The organism is Mesorhizobium sp. CO1-1-8 (assembly GCF_020164875.1).
Taxonomy (GTDB): Bacteria; Pseudomonadota; Alphaproteobacteria; order Rhizobiales; family Rhizobiaceae; genus Mesorhizobium.
The window spans coordinates 1-19696 of the sequence record NZ_JAIUGZ010000020.1; the positions used below are offsets into that span (position 1 = coordinate 1).

General features: G+C 62.9%; 16 protein-coding genes. 3 read left to right on the plus strand and 13 right to left on the minus strand.

Translation table 11 applies throughout. The annotated features are described in order from the left end of the window. Window positions 1-73 precede the first annotated feature (73 nt). From LB558_RS28540 to LB558_RS28580, 9 genes are all read right to left on the minus strand, one after another. Window positions 74-1138, minus strand: coding sequence for an ABC transporter ATP-binding protein (locus LB558_RS28540; RefSeq protein WP_013529688.1), 1065 nt, complete (start codon window positions 1136-1138; stop codon window positions 74-76). Between the two features lie 16 nt (window positions 1139-1154). Beyond that, window positions 1155-1946: an ABC transporter permease gene (locus LB558_RS28545; RefSeq protein ID WP_027037623.1), complete on the minus strand. Its 792-nt coding sequence runs from the start codon at window positions 1944-1946 to the stop codon at window positions 1155-1157. Further along, on the minus strand, window positions 1943-2857 hold the full coding sequence (locus LB558_RS28550; RefSeq protein WP_023810098.1) for an ABC transporter permease: 915 nt from the start codon (window positions 2855-2857) through the stop codon (window positions 1943-1945). Before LB558_RS28550 ends, LB558_RS28545 begins: the two co-directional genes overlap by 4 nt. Window positions 2858-2920: 63 nt before the next feature. Continuing rightward, window positions 2921-4027, minus strand: coding sequence for an ABC transporter substrate-binding protein (locus tag LB558_RS28555; RefSeq protein WP_127290572.1), 1107 nt, complete (start codon window positions 4025-4027; stop codon window positions 2921-2923). A gap of 241 nt (window positions 4028-4268) precedes the next feature. After that, entirely contained in the window at window positions 4269-5441 is a 1173-nt protein-coding gene (locus LB558_RS28560) for an iron-containing alcohol dehydrogenase (protein WP_224700593.1), read from the minus strand. A gap of 17 nt (window positions 5442-5458) precedes the next feature. Next, a complete protein-coding gene (locus tag LB558_RS28565) occupies window positions 5459-6847 on the minus strand; it encodes an aldehyde dehydrogenase family protein (protein ID WP_224700594.1) in 1389 nt (462 codons plus the stop codon). Window positions 6848-6912: 65 nt separating this feature from the next. Further along, on the minus strand, window positions 6913-8283 hold the full coding sequence (locus tag LB558_RS28570; RefSeq protein WP_224700595.1) for a glutamine synthetase family protein: 1371 nt from the start codon (window positions 8281-8283) through the stop codon (window positions 6913-6915). A gap of 87 nt (window positions 8284-8370) precedes the next feature. Further along, window positions 8371-9927, minus strand: coding sequence for an amino acid permease (locus LB558_RS28575; RefSeq protein WP_224700596.1), 1557 nt, complete (start codon window positions 9925-9927; stop codon window positions 8371-8373). Between the two features lie 44 nt (window positions 9928-9971). Next, on the minus strand, window positions 9972-10790 hold the full coding sequence (locus tag LB558_RS28580) for an N-formylglutamate amidohydrolase (RefSeq protein WP_224700597.1): 819 nt from the start codon (window positions 10788-10790) through the stop codon (window positions 9972-9974). Between the two features lie 143 nt (window positions 10791-10933). Between LB558_RS28580 and LB558_RS28585 the strand changes: the two genes are divergently transcribed. The 3 genes from LB558_RS28585 (at window position 10934) to LB558_RS28595 (ending at window position 16243) form a co-directional block, all read left to right on the plus strand. Continuing rightward, window positions 10934-11761 (plus strand): MurR/RpiR family transcriptional regulator, encoded by an 828-nt coding sequence (locus LB558_RS28585; RefSeq protein ID WP_127259943.1) that lies wholly within the window; start codon window positions 10934-10936, stop codon window positions 11759-11761. A 193-nt stretch (window positions 11762-11954) separates the two neighbouring features. Beyond that, entirely contained in the window at window positions 11955-13115 is a 1161-nt protein-coding gene (locus LB558_RS28590) for an efflux RND transporter periplasmic adaptor subunit (protein WP_224700598.1), read from the plus strand. Continuing rightward, complete coding sequence (locus LB558_RS28595; RefSeq protein ID WP_224700599.1) at window positions 13112-16243, plus strand: efflux RND transporter permease subunit; 3132 nt, start codon at window positions 13112-13114, stop codon at window positions 16241-16243. The genes LB558_RS28590 and LB558_RS28595 overlap by 4 nt, the downstream gene beginning before the upstream one ends. Before the next feature lie 64 nt (window positions 16244-16307). Here the strand turns inward: LB558_RS28595 and LB558_RS28600 are convergent, their stop codons facing one another. Genes LB558_RS28600 through LB558_RS28615 form a run of 4 tightly spaced genes read right to left on the minus strand, consistent with a single transcriptional unit; the run spans window position 16308 to window position 19666 of the window. Then, a complete protein-coding gene (locus LB558_RS28600; RefSeq protein WP_224700600.1) occupies window positions 16308-16718 on the minus strand; it encodes a GtrA family protein in 411 nt (136 codons plus the stop codon). Next, window positions 16715-17524: a ChbG/HpnK family deacetylase gene (locus tag LB558_RS28605; protein WP_224700601.1), complete on the minus strand. Its 810-nt coding sequence runs from the start codon at window positions 17522-17524 to the stop codon at window positions 16715-16717. Before LB558_RS28605 ends, LB558_RS28600 begins: the two co-directional genes overlap by 4 nt. Next, entirely contained in the window at window positions 17521-18510 is a 990-nt protein-coding gene (locus LB558_RS28610; protein ID WP_224700602.1) for a glycosyltransferase family 2 protein, read from the minus strand. Before LB558_RS28610 ends, LB558_RS28605 begins: the two co-directional genes overlap by 4 nt. After that, on the minus strand, window positions 18503-19666 hold the full coding sequence (locus LB558_RS28615; RefSeq protein WP_224700603.1) for a glycosyltransferase 87 family protein: 1164 nt from the start codon (window positions 19664-19666) through the stop codon (window positions 18503-18505). Before LB558_RS28615 ends, LB558_RS28610 begins: the two co-directional genes overlap by 8 nt. Window positions 19667-19696: the final 30 nt, after the last annotated feature.

Below are 19696 nucleotides of genomic sequence, written 5' to 3' on the forward strand. Positions count from 1 at the left end.
ACCGACCAGAGCTTCGCGGCTTTCATCAATCTCGCTGCTGCCGTCATAAACTCACGCTGAATCTCAACAAGCCTTAGTGCAGCACCAGCATATCGCTCGACGAGAACGAAATCTCGGCCTTTTCGCCCACAGCGGGGGGCGGTGTTGCCGGGCTGTTGAATGTGTCGAGGGAGACCGTGTTGCCGCCGATGCCGACACGAACCCGGATGACCGAGCCGAGGAAATGCACTTCGGAGATTTCTCCGGAAAGGCTGGAGTCGCGGCCGGGCTGGCGGCCAAGCGAGATGGCTTCCGGACGCAACGCCAGCGACAGCGTGTCGCCTGACTTGGAACCGTTGAGCTTGCCCTTGAGCGAGACCTGTTCGGAATTGACCCGCACCGTGCCTGCAGCGGCATCGGTGACGGTGCCTTCCAGCACGTTCAGCGTGCCGACGAAATTGGCAACGAACTTGGTCGCCGGACGGTTGTAGATCTCGAATGGCGTGCCGACCTGCTCGGCCTTGCCGCCATACATGACGGCGATGCGATCCGAGATCGACAGCGCCTCTTCCTGGTCATGCGTCACGAAAATGGTGGTGATGCCGAGCTTCTTCTGGATCGAGCGGATTTCCTCGCGCAGCGACACGCGCACTTTGGCGTCGAGCGCCGACAGCGGCTCGTCGAGCAGCAAGAGTTTCGGTTTCGGTGCAATCGCCCGCGCGAGCGCGATGCGCTGCTGCTGGCCGCCCGAGAGCTGGTAGGGATAGCGATCCGCCATCTGCGGCAGCTTGATGATGCCGAGCATCTCGGCGACGCGGGCATCGATGTCCGCCCTGGGCATGCCGGCGACCTTCAGGCCGAAGCCGATATTCTGTGCCACGGTCAGGTTCGGGAACAGCGCATAGGCCTGGAACACCATGCCGACATTGCGTTGGTTGGGCTTCAGCCTCGTAATGTCCTTGCCGCTGACGACGATCGTGCCCGCGCTCGGCTCCTCGAAACCGGCGACCATGCGCAGCACGGTCGTCTTGCCGCAGCCGGATGGCCCGAGGAAGGAGACGAATTCGCCGCGCTCCACGTCGAGATTGAAATCCTCCACCACCGTGGTGGCGCCGAAGGATTTTCGAACGTGCTGGATGGAGAGGAATGGGTCGGCCATGGCGTGGTTCTCTCGATCAATTTGGGCGGTTCGCCGATTTCGGCGCGAAGCGGGACAGGATCTGGATCAGGGACATGCAGCCCCAGGTGATGGCGAAGGCGATGATGGCGAGCGCCGCCGGCTCATAGGCGCGGTTGGCGCCGATATTCTGCAGATAGGGGCCGAAGGCCGGCCGGTTGAGCAGGCTGGCCATGGTGAATTCGCCGATGACGATCGCGAAGGTGAGGAAGGCGCCCGAGAGCACCGCGATCAGCACGTTGGGCAGGATGACACGGGTGATGATCGTTCCCCAACCAGCGCCAAGGATCTGTGCAGCTTCCGTCAAGGTGCGCACGTCGATTGTGCGAAGCCCGGTGTCGACGGCGCGATACATATAGGGCAGCGCCAGTGTCGCATAGCCGATGACCAGCAAGGCATTGGTGCCTGTATCGGTCGCCAGGAACGGTAGCGGCGAATTCGACCCGTACATTCTAATGTAGCCGAAGACGATGACGATGGCCGGGATGACCAGCGGCAGTAGGGTAATGAACTCGACGATCGGCCGCAGTTGCGGCAGGCGAAGCCGGATCCAGTAGGCGGCTGGCACCACGATGAGCACACCGAGAATGATGGTGAAAACGGCGGCCAGCACTGAATAGCCGAAGGTGGCCTGGAAACGGGCATCGCCCAACACGACCTTGTAGGCGTCGAAGGAGTACTCCCCGCGCCGCATGCGCATCGAGAACTCCACGGTCGCGATCAGCGGAATGAAAAAGTAGGCCGCGCCAAGAGCGAAGACGAGCCAGGCCCAGAACTTTCCCGACTTCATTTCAGCCACCTCTCGGAACGGGTCCGGAACCAGATGTAGAACACATTGGCAAGACCGGTGATGACGATCATGCCGAAGGCGATGGCATAGCCGAGATGGGCATTGTGCAGCACATCTCCACGGATCTGTGCATAAAGCAGGATCGGCACGATGTTGAGCGACGAGCCGGTCAGCGCATAGGCGGTGGCGATGGCGCCGAAGGCGTTGGCGAACAACAGGATCACGGTGCCGAGGAAACTCGGCCAGATCACCGGAATGACCACCATCCGCCAGTACTGGGACATGGTCGCGCCCAGCGTCGCGGCTGCCTCGCCCCATTCCTTCTTCAGCCCGTCGATGGCTGGCACGATGATCACCACCATCAGCGGTATCTGGAAATAGACATAGGTCAGTGTCAGGCCCCAGAATGACAGGATGTTGAAGCCATGCGCGTAGATGTTAAGGCCGAACACGGTGTTCAGGATCACCGTCGCAAGGCCGAGGCGGCCGAGCGTGGCGAGGAAGGCAAAGGCCAGCGGCACGCCGGCAAAATTAGAGGCCACGCCGGAAAACGTCAGTGTCGCCGAACGTATCCAGTCCGGCAGGCCACCGCGCACGATGGCGATGGCAATCGCCAGGCCCGCAAATGCGCCAATCAGCGATGAAGCAAGACTGATCTTGATCGAAATCCAGTAGGCGGCAACGATGGACGGTTGCGCCAGCGCTGCGATGTTCTCGAGAGTGAATTCGCCGGCATCGTTCTGGAATGCACCCAGCATCAGATAGAGCGTGGGCAGGATGAGGAACATGATGGCGAAGATGAAGAAAGGCGCGACACCAAGCCATTGTGTCGGCAGCCGCATGCTGCGTGCTTCGGCGGGAGGCGCGGTCTTCCCGGTAACAGCGTGGTCGGACAATGAGATATCGGTCATGCGCCGGCTACCGTCTTCGAGAGAAGGACCGGGCGGCCGCGAAGCCGCCCGGCATGGTGTGAATTACTTGACGTTGGCGCCGACGACGGCATCCCAGTTTTTGGTGATGGCTTCCTTGGACTTGCCTTGCTCGTCGAGTGTCGGGAACACGGCGGAAGCATAGGCTTCGGCAGGCGGCAGCTTGGCCAGGATGTCAGCCGGGATCTTGCCGTTCTTGGCGAGATCGTTGAAGCGGATCGGGTGGCAATAGCCTTTCAGCCAGCCGATCTGGCCTTCGTCCGAGTAGAGGTATTCGAGCCAGAGCTTGGCTGCATTCGGATGCGGCGCGTAGGCGCTGATCGCCTGCACATAGACACCGGCGACAACACCGGTCTTCGGCACGACGACGTCGACGGGCGGATTGCCCTTCAGCGTGTCGCGGCCGGCGAGCGCGTTGTAGTCCCAGGTGACGAGGATCGGGGTCTGGCCCTGGGCGAGCGTCGCGGCTTTGCCGATGACCGGAACGAAATTGCCGGCGGCGTTGAGCTTCTTGAAGAAGTCGAGGCCGGCGGTGCCGGCAGCTTCACCGGCGGCGGCGCCTGACGACAGGCCGGCGGCATACACCGCCTGGATCGCCTGGTTCGAGGCACGCGGATCACCGGCTAGGGCTACCGAGTTGGCGAATTCCGGCTTCAGCAGGTCGGCCCAGTCGGCCGGAGCTTCCTTGACGAGGTCCTTGTTCACCTGGAAGGAAAGCACGCCATAATAGTCACCGGTCCAGAAACCTTCGGCATCCTTGGCGCTGTCGGGGATCGAGTCCCAGGTAGACACCTTGTAGGGTTGGATCAGGCCATCGGCCTTGGCCGTCGGACCGAAGGACAGGCCGACGTCGATGACGTCGGGCGCCTGCGGGCCCTTGTTGTCCTTGTTGGCCTTGATCGCCTCGATCTCGTCGCCGGAACCGGCATCGGGATTGAGTTCGTTGACGGTGATTTCCGGATACTTCGCCTTGAAACCTGCGATGACATCGCCATAGCCGCACCAGTCATGCGGCAGCGCGATGGTGGTGAGCTGGCCTTCCGCCTTGGCAGCCTTGACGAGATCGTCCAGCGAATCCGCGGACGAAATCACCGTCGACGCGAAAAGCGCCGCGGCCGAAAGGGAAAGCACTTTCCCCGTGAATTTGAACATGTGTTCTCTCCGTTGAACTGACGCCGTTGGACGCCTGCGATGCGGTATCGTTTTCATGTGACAGCCAGATGAAAGCTTTGTGAAAGCGGCTGCTCGCAGTGCGAAAAAGTAAACTCTTTTTAACCTGATGTAGCAATCGCTCCGCGATTCTTTTTCCGGCTAACTAGTTTTTGCCTTGCCCGTCATCCTCCCCCTTGTTTTCATAGCCCCGTTTCAGATCACTTTGCGGCGCGGAAACGCCTCAGATCGTGCCGGCGATGGCGTTTTCGAGCAAGGTCAGCGCCGCCTTCTTGGTCAGCTTGACCGGGTTGCCGCCGGAGGTCGGATCGACCACCGCCATGTCGGCGATCAGCGCCTTGCGTTTCTTGTCCATGTCGAGCCCCTTGATAAGGCCCGGCAGCGCATGCGGCACCTTCAATTCCTTGCGCAGCTTGATGATCGCCTTGGCGAACCCGTCGAAGCCGCCCTTGATGCCGCAATAGGCGGCGAGCCGGCCGATACGTTCCTCGATGGAGTCACGGTTGAAGGCGAGCACATAAGGCATGAACACCGCATTGGTCATGCCGTGATGGGTGTCGTAGAGCGCACCGACCGGATGCGACAGCGAGTGGATGGCGCCGAGCCCCTTCTGGAAGGCGGTGGCGCCCATGGCAGCGGCGCTCATCATGTGGGCGCGCGCGACGAGATCCCTGCCGTTGGCATAGGCCTTCGGCAGGTTTTCGAAGACCAGCCTCACACCTTCGACGGCGATGCCGTCGGCCATCGGATGATAGCCCGGCGCGCAATAGGCTTCGAGGCAGTGGGCAAGCGCATCCATGCCGGTCCCGGCGGTGATGAAGCCCGGCATGCCGACCGACAGTTCCGGATCGGCGATGACGATGGCCGGCAACAGCTTGGGATGGAAGATGACCTTCTTGGTGTGCGTCGCCTCATTGGTGATGACGCCGGCGCGGCCAACCTCCGAGCCGGTGCCGGCAGTGGTCGGCACCGCGATGATCGGCGCGATCGCATCCGAATTGGCGCGCGTCCACCAGTCGTCGACATCCTCGAAGTCCCACACAGGCCGCGTCTGCCCGGCCTGGAAAGCGATCAGCTTGCCGAGATCGAGCGCCGAGCCGCCGCCGAAGGCGATGACGCCGTCATGCTTGCCCTTCTTGAACACGGCGATGCCGGCGGTCAGGTTGGATTCGACCGGGTTAGGCCTGACCTCGGAGAAGACGCCGTAGGGAACCTTGGCGTCGTCGAGGATCTTCAGGGTCGAGGCGACGACCGGCAGTTTCGCCAGGCCCGGATCGGTGACGAACAACGGCCGCTTGATGCCGGTGGCCGCCAGGACTTCAGGCAATTCCTTGATGCGGCCGGCGCCGAAGCGGACGGTGGTGGGGTAGTTCCATTTGGAGATCAGCTTGGACATTTTTGTCTTTCAATAAATCAGATGGCTTCGCGCAGGTGGAAGGATTTCGGCCGGGTCAGATTGTCGTAGCCGATGGCCGACAAGCCCGCACCCTTGCCGGTGTCCTTGACGCCGGTCCACACCAGTGCCGGATCGAGATAGTCGCAGCGGTTCATGAACACCGTGCCGGTCTCGACGCGGTTGCCGATCGCCACGGCATGTTCGGTATCGCGCGTCCAGATCGAAGCGGTCAGCCCATAGGGGCTGTCGTTCATCAGCGCGATCGCCTCTTCGTCGTTGCGCACCTTCATGATGCCGACGATCGGGCCAAAGCTCTCCTCGCGCATGACGCTCATCTGATGGTCGACATTGGTGAGCACTTCCGGCGCCAGATAGGGCGAACCGACCTTGTCGTTGGTCACCTTCATGCCGATGTGCGCCACCGCGCCCTTGCGCAGTGCCTCGGCCTTCTGCTCGCGGATCAGGTCGGCGAAACGCGCCTGCGCCATCGGCCCCATCGTCGTCGCCTGGTCGAGCGGATTGCCGACGACATAGTTCCTGGTCTCGGCGATGAAGCCTTCGACGAATTCGTCATAGACCTTTTCGTGCACATAGACGCGTTCGATGCCGCAGCAGCACTGGCCGGAATTGTAGAAGGCGCCGTCGACCAGATTGGCGATGGCATGATCCATCTTGGCGTCCGGCAGCACGTAGGCCGGATCCTTGCCGCCGAGTTCGAGGCCGAGCGTCATGAAAGTGCCCGCCGCCGCCTTTTCGATGGCACGGCCGCCGCCCACCGAACCGGTGAAATTGACATGGTCGATCTTGCCCGAGCCGAGCAGCCTCTCGGTCTGGGCGTGGTTCAGCACAACGTTCTGGAACACGCCCTTGGGCAGACCCACTTTGTCGAAAGCCTGTTGAAAACGCTCTCCGACCAGCAGCGTCTGCGCCGCATGCTTGAGGATGACGGTGTTGGCGGCCATCAGCGCCGGCACGATGGTGTTGACGGCGGTGAGGTAAGGATAGTTCCACGGCGCGATAACCATGACCACGCCGAGCGGATCCTTCTTCACATAGCGGCGGAAGCCATCCTTCGGGTTGGAGGCAGGCACCGACTTGAGCGCCTGTTCTGCGATCTCGACCATGTAGGTGGTGCGTTCCCTGACCCCGCCGAACTCGCCGCCATAGCGCACCGGACGCCCCATCTGCCAAGCGATCTCCGGCACGATCTCGTCGGTCATCGCGACCAGCGCTTCCAGCATGGCGAGCATGTACTTGCCGCGCTCGACGATCGGCGTCTCAGCCCATTTTGCTTGCGCCGCCTTGGCGCGTTCCACTGCGGCGTTGACCGCCTGGTCGGTCGCGATCGGCCGCTCGGCATAGATCGAGCCATCGACGGGGGATATGAGTTTGACCGTCTCGGTCATTTTGTAAGTCCTCGTATTCTAAATCAAAAATCGTACGGGCTAGCGCTGCCCCTCACGGTCGATAACTAGTACCGCTCGAACCCCCTGTGCAGTTCCCAATCCGTGATCCGGCGGTCGTATTCGAACTGCTCCCACTTCGCGGTGTGGACATAGTGCTCGAGCACGTCCTCGCCGAGCGCCTGCTTGAGCATCTTCGACTTCGCCAGCGTCTCGGTGGCATCGCGCAGCGTCTTCGGGATCTCCGGCAGGCGCGATGCCTGATAGGCATCGCCGACGAAGGGCTTTTGCAATTCCAGCTTCTCGTCGATGCCGGCAAGGCCGGCGGCAATCAGCGCTGCGAAGGCAAGATACGGGTTCAGATCGGCGCCACCGATGCGGCATTCCATGCGGATGCCCTTGGTGCCCTCGCCGCACAGGCGGAAGCCGGCGGTGCGGTTGTCCTCGCTCCACATGATCTTGGTCGGCGCGAAGGTACCGGCCTGGAAGCGCTTGTAGGAGTTGATGTAGGGCGCCAGGAACCAGGTGAACTCCCTAGCGTATTTGAGCTGGCCGGCGGCCCATTGCTGGCCAAGTGTCGACAGCGTCCAGTCGGCCTTTTTGTCGAAGAACAATGGTGTCTTGCCGTCGGCGCTCCACAGCGAATTGTGGATGTGGCTGGAATTGCCGGCGAGCCCGTAATTATACTTGGACATGAACGAAATCGCCTTGCCCTCGGACTCGGCGATTTCCTTGGCGCCGTTCTTCAGGATGACGTGGCGGTCGGCCATGTCGAGCGCCTCGGCGTAGCGCACGTTGATCTCTTCCTGGCCCGGACCCCACTCGCCCTTGGAGTTTTCGATCGGGATGCCGGCCGCTTCCATCTCGTTGCGAAGCCGGCGCATAACGCCTTCTTCCTTTGTGGTAATGCCGATCTGGTAGTCGCCGATATAGGGCGACGCGGTGTCGAGACCCTGCCAGTGCTTCTTGCGCGCGGAATCATAGGTCTCGTTGAACAGATAGAATTCGAGCTCGGAAGCGAAATAGCCGATATAGCCGCGCTCGCTCAGCCGCTTGACCTGCTTTTTCAAGATGGCGCGCGGCGAGTGCGGCAGGTCGTCATGGGTGTGGTGGTCGAGCACGTCGCAGATCACAAGTGCGGTCTTTTCCAGCCAGGGAATGCGCCGCAGCGTGGCAAGATCCGGCTTCATGACGAAGTCGCCATAGCCCTTCGACCAACTCGCCGCCTTGTAGCCGGGCACCGGCTCCATATCGATGTCGGCGGCCAGCAGATAGTTGCAGCCATGCGTTTCGTCATGGGCGGAATCGACGAAGTACTGCGCCAGGAAACGTTTTCCCGCCAGCCGGCCCTGCATGTCGACGATGCAGGCGAGCACCGTGTCGATCTCGCCGCTGGAGACCGCTTTCTTCAACTGATCGAACGAGAAATTTCCGGCCATTCCTTTGGCACTCCAGCGCTTGGGCTTTGAATGAGGTGAAAGAAACCATGGCCGGCACGATGCCGGCCATGGCCGTGATGGTTGGTGTCAGTGGCCGGTTTCGCCGACGGCTTGTTCGGCTGCCTTGATGGCCGCCTGACGTGCCGCGATGATGTCGCCGAGCGGCGGCCCCTGGAAGCGGCGCTTCTCGAAACCGAACCAGACGACCGCCGTCAGGATGAAGAAGCCGACGGTGATGTAGAGCGCCCAGTCGTTCGGCGGCTGGATGCCGATGATGAAGATCAGGATCATCGACACGATCGACAGGAAGCCGAACAGCATGAAGACGCCGCGGCCCATGTTCCACGGCCCCATCTTGTCCCACTTCGGCGTTCCCCAGGCCAGCATGCCGAGCACGATCGGCACGATGAAGGAGAGGAACAGGAAGATGACGGTGCAGGACACGACGATGGTATAGGCCGAAGTACCGGCGACCGAGACGAGCGTCGAACCCCAGACGAACAGCACCGACAGGATCGATGCCGTCCAGATCGCCGCCACCGGTGTGCGATAGGTCGGGCTGACCTTGGCGAGTGCCGACGAACCGGGCAGGCCGCCGTCACGCGAGAAGGCAAAGATCATGCGCGAAGCCGAGGTCACGGTTGCGAGACCGCACAGCAGCTGCGCAACGAACACGACGAGGTAGACGAACTCCTTGATGCCGGGGCTGACGCGCTGGTCGAAGGCCCAGAAGAACACGTTCCAGCCCTGCTTGGCGGCGTCGTCCATGTTCGGGATCATCAGCACGAAGGCGGCCAGGAACAGATAGCCGAACAGGGCCGACCAGATCACCGACATCACCATGGCACGCGGCACGGAGGAGGCTGCCTTGATGGTTTCTTCGGACGTGTGCGCCGAAGCGTCATACCCAGTGATCGTATAGATCGGCAGCAACAGCCCGAGCGCGAACACCCAGGCATTCGACACCGATGGCCACACACCGCCGCCGGCGTCGCCGGAGTAATTGTGGAAGGTGAAGAGACGGCTGAAATCCCAGGTCTCGGCGGAGATCAGGCAGACGACGGCAATCAGGATCGCGCCAAAAAAGATCAGATATCCCGAAAAGTCGGTCAGCTTGGCCGTCAGCTTGATGCCGAGATGGTTGATCAGCGCCTGGGCGCCGGTGATGATGACCAGGAAGATCATCTGGTTGGTTAGCGTGCCTTCAATGCCGAACGTCGGCCCGAAGGCGCCTATGAAGAACGTCCAGGTGCCGACGTTGATGGCACCGAGCACGGTGATCAGGCCGAGCAGATTAAGCCAGGCGGTGACCCAGCCGGTGCCGCGGTTGCCGAGGATCGAACCCCAGTGGTAGAGGCCGCCGGCCGTCGGATAGGCCGAGCTGATCTGCGACATGGCGACCGCGAAGGTCAGCGAGACGAAGCAACCGACCAGCCAGCCGATGCCGATGCCGATGCCGCCAGCGCCGGAGGTCCCTTGCGCCAGCGAATTGATGCCGCCCGACAGGATGCAGATGATCGAGAAGGAAACGGCGAAATTCGAAAAGCGACTGAGGCGCCGCTCCAGTTCCTGGGCATAGCCCATGCTGTGGAGGTGCTTTACGTCCTCCGCCTTGTCAACTTCAGTATAACCCGGTGCTGCCATTTTAGTGTCCCCTGTTGGTTCTCGGGTCGGGATGACATCCCGCCCTAGCTAGCCGATTGAACTGACTTTCCGACTGAATGCGATCTGGAATATCCGGCCTCCTCTGGCTCCAGATCCGAAAAAATACCCGTGAGCAGATCCGCCCATTTCCGCTGCCCGGTCTCGCCGGCGATTTCGTCGTTGCGGATTTCGATCATCGCGCAGGGCAGGCCGCGCGAGCGCGCATGCCGTTCCAGCGTGAAATAGACGCGGTCGGCAGGTGAATACGGCTCGTTGACGCCGACGGTGACGCCGGCAAGCCGCTTCAGCGCCGATATCAGCGGCGCCGCCAACCGGCGATCCTCGTCATGGATGATGCCGATATGCCAGGGCCGGTTTTTGGACTTGTAGACCGGCGTGAAGGAATGGACCGAAACCAGCCGCGTTTCCTGACCGTGCGACAGCCTGTTTTCGATGATATCTGCAATCGTGTCATGGAAAGGCTGCCATGACAGCGCAACACGCGCGGCACGCTCACCTTCAGACAGGCCGGTATTGCCCGGTATGGCAGTTGTCTCACTGACCGGCGGCACCAGGTCGGGCGCATCGAGCGGCCGGTTGCAGTCGACGACGAGGCGCGAAATGCGGGTTTCGACCAGCGTCGCGTCGAGCGCCTGCGCCATGCGGCGGGCAACCGGCAGCGCGCCAGGATCCCAGGCAATGTGGCGCGACAGGTCCTCGACGGTAAGGCCGAGCGTGCCGAATTCGGCGGGCAGGAAGTTCGAGGCGTGATCGCAGGTCAGCACGAAAGGGCTTGATCCGCCGGGGTTCGTCACCCTTACGGTATCAGACGATGCAAGGCTGGCGGGCCGTGCTTTCTCCATACTCTGCCGTCCCCGGGGAGCGCTGTATCGTATGTTACGTATTTTGCCTCATTGCGTCCCTATGGATGATTTCATACAGTTTGTCCGGCTTTGTCAAATGCGATCTCGGAAAAGACCATCGACAGAGCCAGGGTGGGGAAAAGATGATTTCCAGCATTGCCGAATTGATCGCCGACCGCATCGGTACCATGCCGGCCAGCGAACGGCGCGCAGCCCAGACGCTGATCGCAAACTATCCGATGATCGGCCTGAAAACTGTTGCTGAATTTTCGGCAGCGGCGGGCGTTTCCTCGCCGACGATCCTGCGTTTCGTTGCCCGGCTCGGCTTTCAGAACTATCCGGAATTCCAGTCGAGCCTGCAGGACGAACTGGCGGCGCAACTGCAATCGCCGGCGACAAGGACGCTCAATCCGCCCTCGCCCGGCGGCGGGACGGTGTCGCCGATGCTGGAAGCGACGCTCGACAACATGCGCGAGACGTTCCGGCACCTGTCCGATAAGCAGCTTGCCGACATCGCCGCCCGGCTAGCGGACCGGCGCGGCAAGACCTTCCTGATCGGCGGTCGCTTCACCGATCCGCTGGCGCGCTACATGGCCGCCCACCTCGCCATCATCCAGCCGGATGTCTTTCACCTCGCCGGGCAGGAAAGCATGTGGCGTGACCGGTTGATCGACATGGGCAAGCGCGACGTGCTGGTGATTTTCGACATCAGGCGCTACCAGGACAGCCTCCTCCGCTTCGCCGAAAAGGCGCATCAGCGTGGCGTCCAGATCGTGCTGTTCACCGACCAGTGGCTATCGCCGATCGCCCGCTTTGCTCGCCATGTTATCGCCGGACGAACCGCGGTGCCGTCGGCATGGGATTCATCGGCTGCCCTTTTCGTCGTCGCCGAAACGCTGATCGGCGCCGTCACCAGGCAGCTGGAAGCAGAAGGCGCCAAACGCATTCGCGAGATGGAAAGTCTGCGTTAGTGCATGTGCGATGATCCAAAGCGTTACGCACATTTTCTCAAACGTTACATATATTTAATGTGCGCAGCCCCTGGAGAATTGTCATAAAGACGCGATATCGAGGCGGCTTCTTTGCCTTACAATAGCCTCGCTGCGTCTGCTTCTTCTAGGGAAACCGGTAGACGGAAGGATTGTTTTACCAACCGGAGTGCTGATGGCCGCCTGGAAACAGATACTTTTTGCACTCGTGGTGCTGGTGGTGGCGGCAGTCGCCTGGTTGCGCTTTTATCCCGGCGCACCCGACGTGCTGGCACGTTGGGGCATCGACTGGGCCTACGCGGCAACGCCCCCGGCTGTAAGAGGCGCCGCGAACGCGAGGCAGGCAGACGGCCGCAACGGCAACCAGCGGGTGAACGTGGTCGCCCTGGCGGCCACTTCGGCTGTCATCAACGACCGCCTGCAGGCGATCGGCACAGGCCGTGCCAACGCCTCGGTGACCGTCAATCCCTACAGCTCCGGCCGCCTCGCCGAACTGCTGGTCGAATCCGGCAGCCATGTCGATAAGGGACAGATCCTCGCCACCCTCGATTCCGAAACCGAGGTGATCTCTCAGGACCGTGCCAAGCTCGCCTTGCAGGATGCGCAATCCAAACTCGACCGCGTCAAATCGCTTCGTGCCTCCAATGCCGCGACCCCGGTGGCCGTGGCTGACGCCGAGGTGGTGCTGGCGGGCGCCAAGCTGGCGCTTCAGGATGCGGAACTTGCACTGCAGCGCCGGTCGATTCTGGCGCCGATCGCCGGCACCGTCGGCATCCTGCCGATCTCGGCCGGCAATTATGTCACCAACCAGTCGGCCATCGCCACGCTCGACGACCGGTCCTCTATCCTGGTCGACTTCCTGGTGCCCGAGCGCTTCGCCGCCGCCGTCAAGGTCGGTGCGCAATTGACGGCGACGCCGATCGCCAATCCCAGCAACGCCTACAGCGGCACCGTTTCGGCCATCGACAACCACATCGACGAAAAGAGCCGCACCCTGCTGGTCAAGGCCAAGATCGCCAACCCGGCCGATTCGCTGCGTGCCGGCATGTCGTTCGGCATCACCATGAAATTCCCGGGGCAGACCTATCCGGCCGTCAGCCCGTTGGCGATCCTGTGGGGTTCGGACGGCGCCTATGTCTGGCAGATCGAGAATGGCAAGGCCAGGCGGGTGCCGGTGCGCATCATCCAGCGCAACACCGAGACCGTACTGATCGACGCCGAGATCGACAGCGGCGACATGGTGGTCACCGAAGGCACCCAGAGCGTCAGCGAGGGCGGCGCGGTCCGCCTTGCCGGCGAAGAGCAGCGCGCGGCGGACGCGGCCCAAGGCTCATGACCGGAACCATCAACGCCGCCAGCGATACCGGCTTCACCGCGCTGTTCATCCGCAGGCCGGTTATGGCCTTCGTGCTCAACACGCTGATCGCGGTCGCTGGCCTGGCCGCCTTCTACGGCGTCGAAATCCGCGAACTGCCGGACGTCGATCGTGCGGTCGTCACTGTTTCCACCACCTTCGAGGGCGCGGCAGCCGAGACCGTCGACCGTGAACTGACCGACACGATCGAGGGCGCCGTCGCCCGCGTCTCAGGCGTCAAGTCGATCTCGTCGTCTTCCTCGTTCGGCTCGAGCCGCGTCACCATCGAGTTCAACGACGGCGTCGATCTGAATGTCGCCGCGTCGGACGTGCGTGACGCCGTCGGCCGCGTCGCCAACCAGATGCCGGACACCGCCGATCCGCCGCGCATCGTCAAGGCCGACGCCAATTCCGACGCGGTGATGCGACTGGCGGTGACCTCGGACAACATGTCGATCCAGGACATGACCGTGGTGGTCCAGGACCAGATCGAGGACGAGCTGGCCGCCGTACCCGGCGTTGCCGACGTCCAGGTCTATGGCGACCGCGACAAGATCTTTCGCATCGATGTCGACCAGAACAAGCTGGCCAGCCTCGGCTTCACGGTCGCCGACCTCAGGGCCGCCCTTGCCTCGGTCGCCTTCGATTCCCCCGCCGGTTCGATCACCACGACCAACCAGGACCTGATCGTCCGCACGACTGCCGACGTGACCACGCCTGAAGAGTTCGAAAACATCATTGTCGGCGGCACGACGCGCATTCGCGACGTCGCCACCGTCACGCTCGGCCCCGACGTCGGCCAGACCACGCTGCGCTCGGACGGCAAGACCGGCATCGGCATCGGCATCATCCGCCAGGCGGAATCGAACACGCTGGACATCTCGACCGGCGTCCAGGCCGCCGTCGCCAAGCTGCAGGAAAACCTGCCCAAGGGCATGTCAATCAAGATCACCAGCGACGACGCCGTCTTCGTCAAGGGGGCAGTGCACGAGGTCGAGATCGCGCTCGGCCTGTCCGTGACAATGGTGCTGATCGTCATCTATGTGTTTCTCCTCGACTGGCGCGCGACGCTGATCCCCGGCCTGTCGATGCCAGTCGCCATGATCGGCACCATCGCCGCCCTCTATCTGGCCGGCTTCTCGGTCAACATCCTGACCCTGCTCGCCCTGGTGCTGGCGACGGGACTGGTCGTCGACGATGCCATCGTCGTGCTCGAAAACATCGTGCGACGACGCAACGAAGGCATGGGACCGCGTGCCGCCGCCGTGCTTGGCGCGCAGGAAGTGTTCTTTGCCGTCATCGCCACCACCTTGACGCTGGTCGCCGTCTTCGTGCCGATCTCGTTCCTGCCCGGCCAGACCGGCGGCCTGTTCCGCGAATTCGGCTTCGTGCTTGCCATGTCGGTCCTATTGTCCTGCGTGGTGGCGCTGACGCTGTGCCCGATGCTCGCCTCGCGCATGCTGACCAGCGCATCGCTCCACCACGAAGGTGGCCATGGCATCGGCGCCCGCATCGGCGGCGCGCTCAATACGGCCTACAAGCGCGGCCTGCACGCCTGCCTCGACGCGCCATGGATCGTCCTTCTGGTCGCGGTGCTGTTTGCCGGCACCGCCTTCACGCTGTTCGGCACCATCCGCCAGGAGCTGACGCCGACCGAGGACCGCGCCGCCGTGCTGCTGCGCATCAGCGCCCCGCAAGGCGTCAGCCTCGACTACACGACCCAGCAGATGCAGAAGATCGAGAAACTGATCCAGCCGATGCGCGATTCCGGCGAGATCCGCAGCACTTTCGAAAATGCCGGCCAGAACGGCTCCTACAACTCCGGCTTCATGGTGATGACGCTGGCGCCGTGGAACGAGCGCAGCCGCAGCCAGCAGGAGATCATGGCCGAGATCAGCCGGCTGACTAGGCAGGTGCCGAGCGTGCGCATCTTCCCGGTACAGCCCAACAGCCTCGGCATCCGTGGCGCTGGCAACGGCTTGCAATTCGCGCTGGTCGGCAACGACCGCAAGGCGCTTGGCGACGCGGCGGTAAAGATCATCGCCGAGATGCAGAAGGACCCGCGCTTCCAGACCCCGCGCCTGTCGATCGACCCGACGCAGCCGCAGCTTGCCGTCGCCATCGACCGCGAGCGCGCCTCCGACCTCGGCATCGACATATCCGGGCTGGCCAACACCTTGCAGGCCATGCTCGACGGCAACGACGTCGTCGACGTCTACATCGCCGACCGCAGCTATGGCGTGAAGCTGGTCTCGACCACCAATCCGATCAACGATCCGACGGATCTGGAAAACATCTTCCTGAAAACATCAGACGGACGTTTCGTGCCGATGTCGACCATCGCCACGCTGACCGAACGTGCCGTGCCGCCATCACTGTCGCGCGAACAGCAGCAGCCCTCGGTGGCGATCACCTCCAACCTCAGTGGCGACTTCGCCCTCGGCGATGCGTTCACCCGCGCCGAGCAAATCGCCACGCCGCTGCTGCCGCCAGGCAGCCGCATCCTGCCGCTGGCCGAGGCGGCGACGCTGGGCGAGACCAACAGCGCCATGGTCACCATTTTCGGCTTCGCGCTGGTCATCATCCTTTTGGTGCTGGCCGCTCAGTTCGAAAGTTTTGTCAGTGCCGTCATCATCATGGCGACGGTGCCGCTCGGGCTGGCCTGCGCCATCTTCGCGCTGCTTCTCAGCGGCACCAGTCTCAACGCCTACAGCCAGATCGGCCTGGTGCTTTTGGTCGGCGTCATGGCCAAGAACGGCATCCTGATCGTCGAATTCGCCAACCAGCTGCGGGATCGCGGGCTTGGCGTGCGCGAGGCGATCGAGCAGGCCTCGATCATACGCGTGCGGCCGGTGATGATGACGATGATCTGCACCGTGCTCGGCGGCCTGCCGCTGGTGCTGGCCAGCGGCGCCGGTGCCGAGGCGCGCGTCGCGCTTGGCTGGGTCATCGTCGGCGGCCTGGGGCTGGCCACCGTCTCGACGCTGTTCCTGACGCCGGTGGCCTATCTCCTGCTTGGCCGCTTCGTCACGCCGAAGACCCACGAGGAAGCGCGACTGAAGCGCGAGTTGGAGGAAGCCGCCTACACCAATGTGGAACCGGCGGAGTAGAGAAATTCCAGGAAAAGTGTGTAGCGGTCTTCCGTCCGGAATTTCGTAAGAAAAATAGTTCCGCCTATCTCAGGAACCGGCCTTCGATCGACCAGCGCGCCGCGAGGAAATTCAGCACCGCCGCTACCACGACACCGCCGATCTTTGCCGGCCACACTCCGGCGATGCCGGCAAGCAGTGCGATGGAGAGGCTGGAGACGCCGAGCGAAATCAGCCCCCCAAGCGAAGCGAAACGAAGGAAGGCGTCACGCAGCCGGATGGCTCGATTGCGCTCGAACGACCAGAAGCCGTTCGCCGCGAACGAGAAGGTGACGGCGATGAACCAGGCGGCGATGTTGGCGGGCAGCGGCGAAACCCCGAGCTTGAGCAGCAGAAAGAAGCTGGCAAGGTCGATGGCCGTGTTCGCCAGTCCGACAATGGCAAAGCGGACGATCTTGTTGCCGGTCGAACGCGGGGGCCGCTCGGCGTCGCTCATCCCCTGCCATCCATGATTGCGACATTGGCGCGGGCCAGGCCGGCTCCGAACGCGTCCGATGCCAGGGCCGCGAATTCGACCTCGCGCACACCTTGCATCGTGTCACGCGCGCGCAGCGTCTCGTCGACATGGCCGGGATGGCACATGAACAGTCCTCGTTCCGGCAACCCTTCGACGACGGCCTGCAGAACCGCAGTGAACTTTTCGGGCTGCCGCCAGTCATAGATGCCGGCGAGCGGCTGGAAAACGATGAAGCCCGCGCGCTGCATCGAGCGGTTGAACCCGGCAGCGAGCGCGGCAATCGCGGCGACTTTCGAGCCTGCGGCCAGCGCAGGGGCGCCGCGCAGGGCCGGCTTGTCGGCGCCTTCGGGAAACCGCGCGCGCAGCCATGTGCGCACGACTGGAAGGAAATGCACATGCTGATGCCCGTCGACGAAATCAGGGCGACAGCCAAGCGCCTCGACGAAGCGGCTGTACTGGGCGTCAAGCTCGGCATGGACATGGCGGTCGTCGATGCGGCCGCGCAGAACAGGCAAGGCCAGCCCGCGAAGCGGCGGCAGCCGGCCTTCCGGCGCCAGGCTCGACCGGCCGGTGACCGCCTGCTGGTCGGTCAAGGTAAGATGCAGCCCGACCGCGACACGGCCGCACAGGGGTTTTATGCGCGCTGCCTCCGCTTCCCATTCCGGAAAGCCGGTCATGCAGCTGGTGCCGGTCAGCCTCCCACGATCGAGCAGGTCGAGAATCGCGGCGGAAACGCCGGGCGCCAGACCGTAATCGTCAGCGATCAGGCGGATACGCCGCGTCATCTGTTCGAAGTGCCCGGCTCCGGCCGGTCGACGGGGGCCACGCTACGCACGACGTCGCGCACGAGATAGACCGGGCGATCCTTGCTCTCGCTGAGCGTGACCCAGACATATTCGCCGATCAGGCCAAGCAGGGTCAGGTTGAGACCGCCGAGCAGGACGATGGCGACCAGCAGGCTGGGGTAGCCCGGAACGGCAATGCCGTAGAAGATCACCTCGAAGAACACCTTGGCGCCATAGAGCGCGCCGGCCAACGCCGCGAGCAGCCCGCTAAGACTGATCAGGCGCAGCGGAATGACGGAGAATGAGGTGAACCCTTCGAGCGAGAAGGCGATCAGGTTGAGCCGGCTCCATTTCGATGTGCCGCTGGCGCGGCTTTCCGGCGAATAGGGCAACGCCTTCTGGCGAAAGCCGGCCCAGGCAAACAGGCCCTTGTTGAAGCGACGCTTGTCGCGCAGGCTGGTCAGCGCGCGCGCCACGGCGCCGCGCATGACGCGAAAGTCGCCGGCATTTTCGGGAATGTCGAAACGCTGGCTGCTGTTGATCAGGCTGTAGAAAAGCCGTGCAAGCTGGCTGCGCCGCCAACTCGCCTCGCGGCGGTCGTTCTGCGCAAAGACGACGTCGATGTCCGGATGGGCCACCAGCTCGGCGATCAGCTTCAGGCTGATGTCCAGGGAATGCTGGAGGTCGGCGTCCATGATCAGCACCATGTCGCCGCGCGACTGGTCGAGGCCGGCGAGCACCGCGACTTCCTTGCCGAAATTGCGGCTGAGGCGCACGATCTCCCACGACCCCGTCAGCGCTTGCGAAAACCGCACAGCGCCATCGTCACGGCTGCCGTCATCGACGAGGATCTTGTGTACGGTCATGCCGAAGCGTTGTGCCACGGCCGCTTCGAGCTCGCCGAGCAGGCGCGCGAAGGCCGATGCCGATGCCGACTCGTTGAAGAACGGTGCGACGATATCGAGGCTCGGCCGCAACTCAACCATTCGCGACTCCCGCATTCACCACCTTTTCCCGTGCCTTGGCCCAAAACCACCAGATCAGCGAACCGGCGATGAAAGTGACGGCGACCGGCCGGAACCAGGGGAAGAGGAAATCGTGCACATGGCGCTCGACGCCGCTCAGCCCGGTCACGAACAGCGTTATCGATAGCACCGAGGCGAGGACGCCGCCTCGTTCTTCGCGCCACAACAGGGCGATGGCAAGACCGGCTGGTACCGCGATCATGGCAAAGGTGTTGGGTTCGACGCGCGGGTTGAAGACGCACATGTAGAAGGTGGCCGTCAGGAAGATCGCCAGCGCCGCCTTTCCCTGTTCGAGCCTGCGGTCGAACCAGATGACGGCAGAAAGCGTAAGCAGGGCCATGACCATGCGCACGATCGTTGCGCCAAATTCCGGAATCGGCAGCCCTATCGTGGTGAACGGTGCCGTGAAATCGGTGGGCACGAAATGGCTGGCGTTGTCGACGGCCATGGAGGTCAGCATCTGGGCGAAGACACGATACTGATCGTTGAGATAGCCGGCGGGAGCAAAAGCGTAAGGCAGTGCCAGCACGAACAGCACCGCCAGCACCAGCACCGGTATCAACCGGAGCCGAAGGGCTCCTACCAACAACAGCATGATGATCGCGGTCGGCTTGGCGATGATGGCAAGCGAAGCCCAGAAGAACGTCTCCGCCCGCCGCCCTTCCAGCGCCGAGAATGTGAGAAGCCAGCAAGCGCCGGTCAAAAGGATCGTTGCCTGGCCGTTGCGGATCGCGCCGAGCGCCATCGGCAAAGCGAGGAAAAGGCCGAAAGAAAGCAGCCACATCAATTCGCCGCCGCCGAGCTTGCGCACCTGCCGCATCGCGGCATATGTCAGCACCGCAAAGCCAATGGAATGCCAAACCAAGCCGCCCAGATGCGGACCGAGCTTGACTATTGGAGTGTAGAGCGCGGCGAAGGCCGGCGCGTAAAGATATCCCATCTCGGACTGGGTGTCGTAGAGCGGCAGACCGGCCAGAAGCGCCTCGCTGCCGTCGATATAGGCCTGCCATACCGTCCGCGTGTGCGGCGACCACAGGACCATGGCAAGAACGACCAGGAACGCTCCGATCCACAGGCCGAACCCCAGACGGTCGAAAACCGGCTTGGAAATCGTCATCAAGACACCCCACACCACCCCCGAACAGGC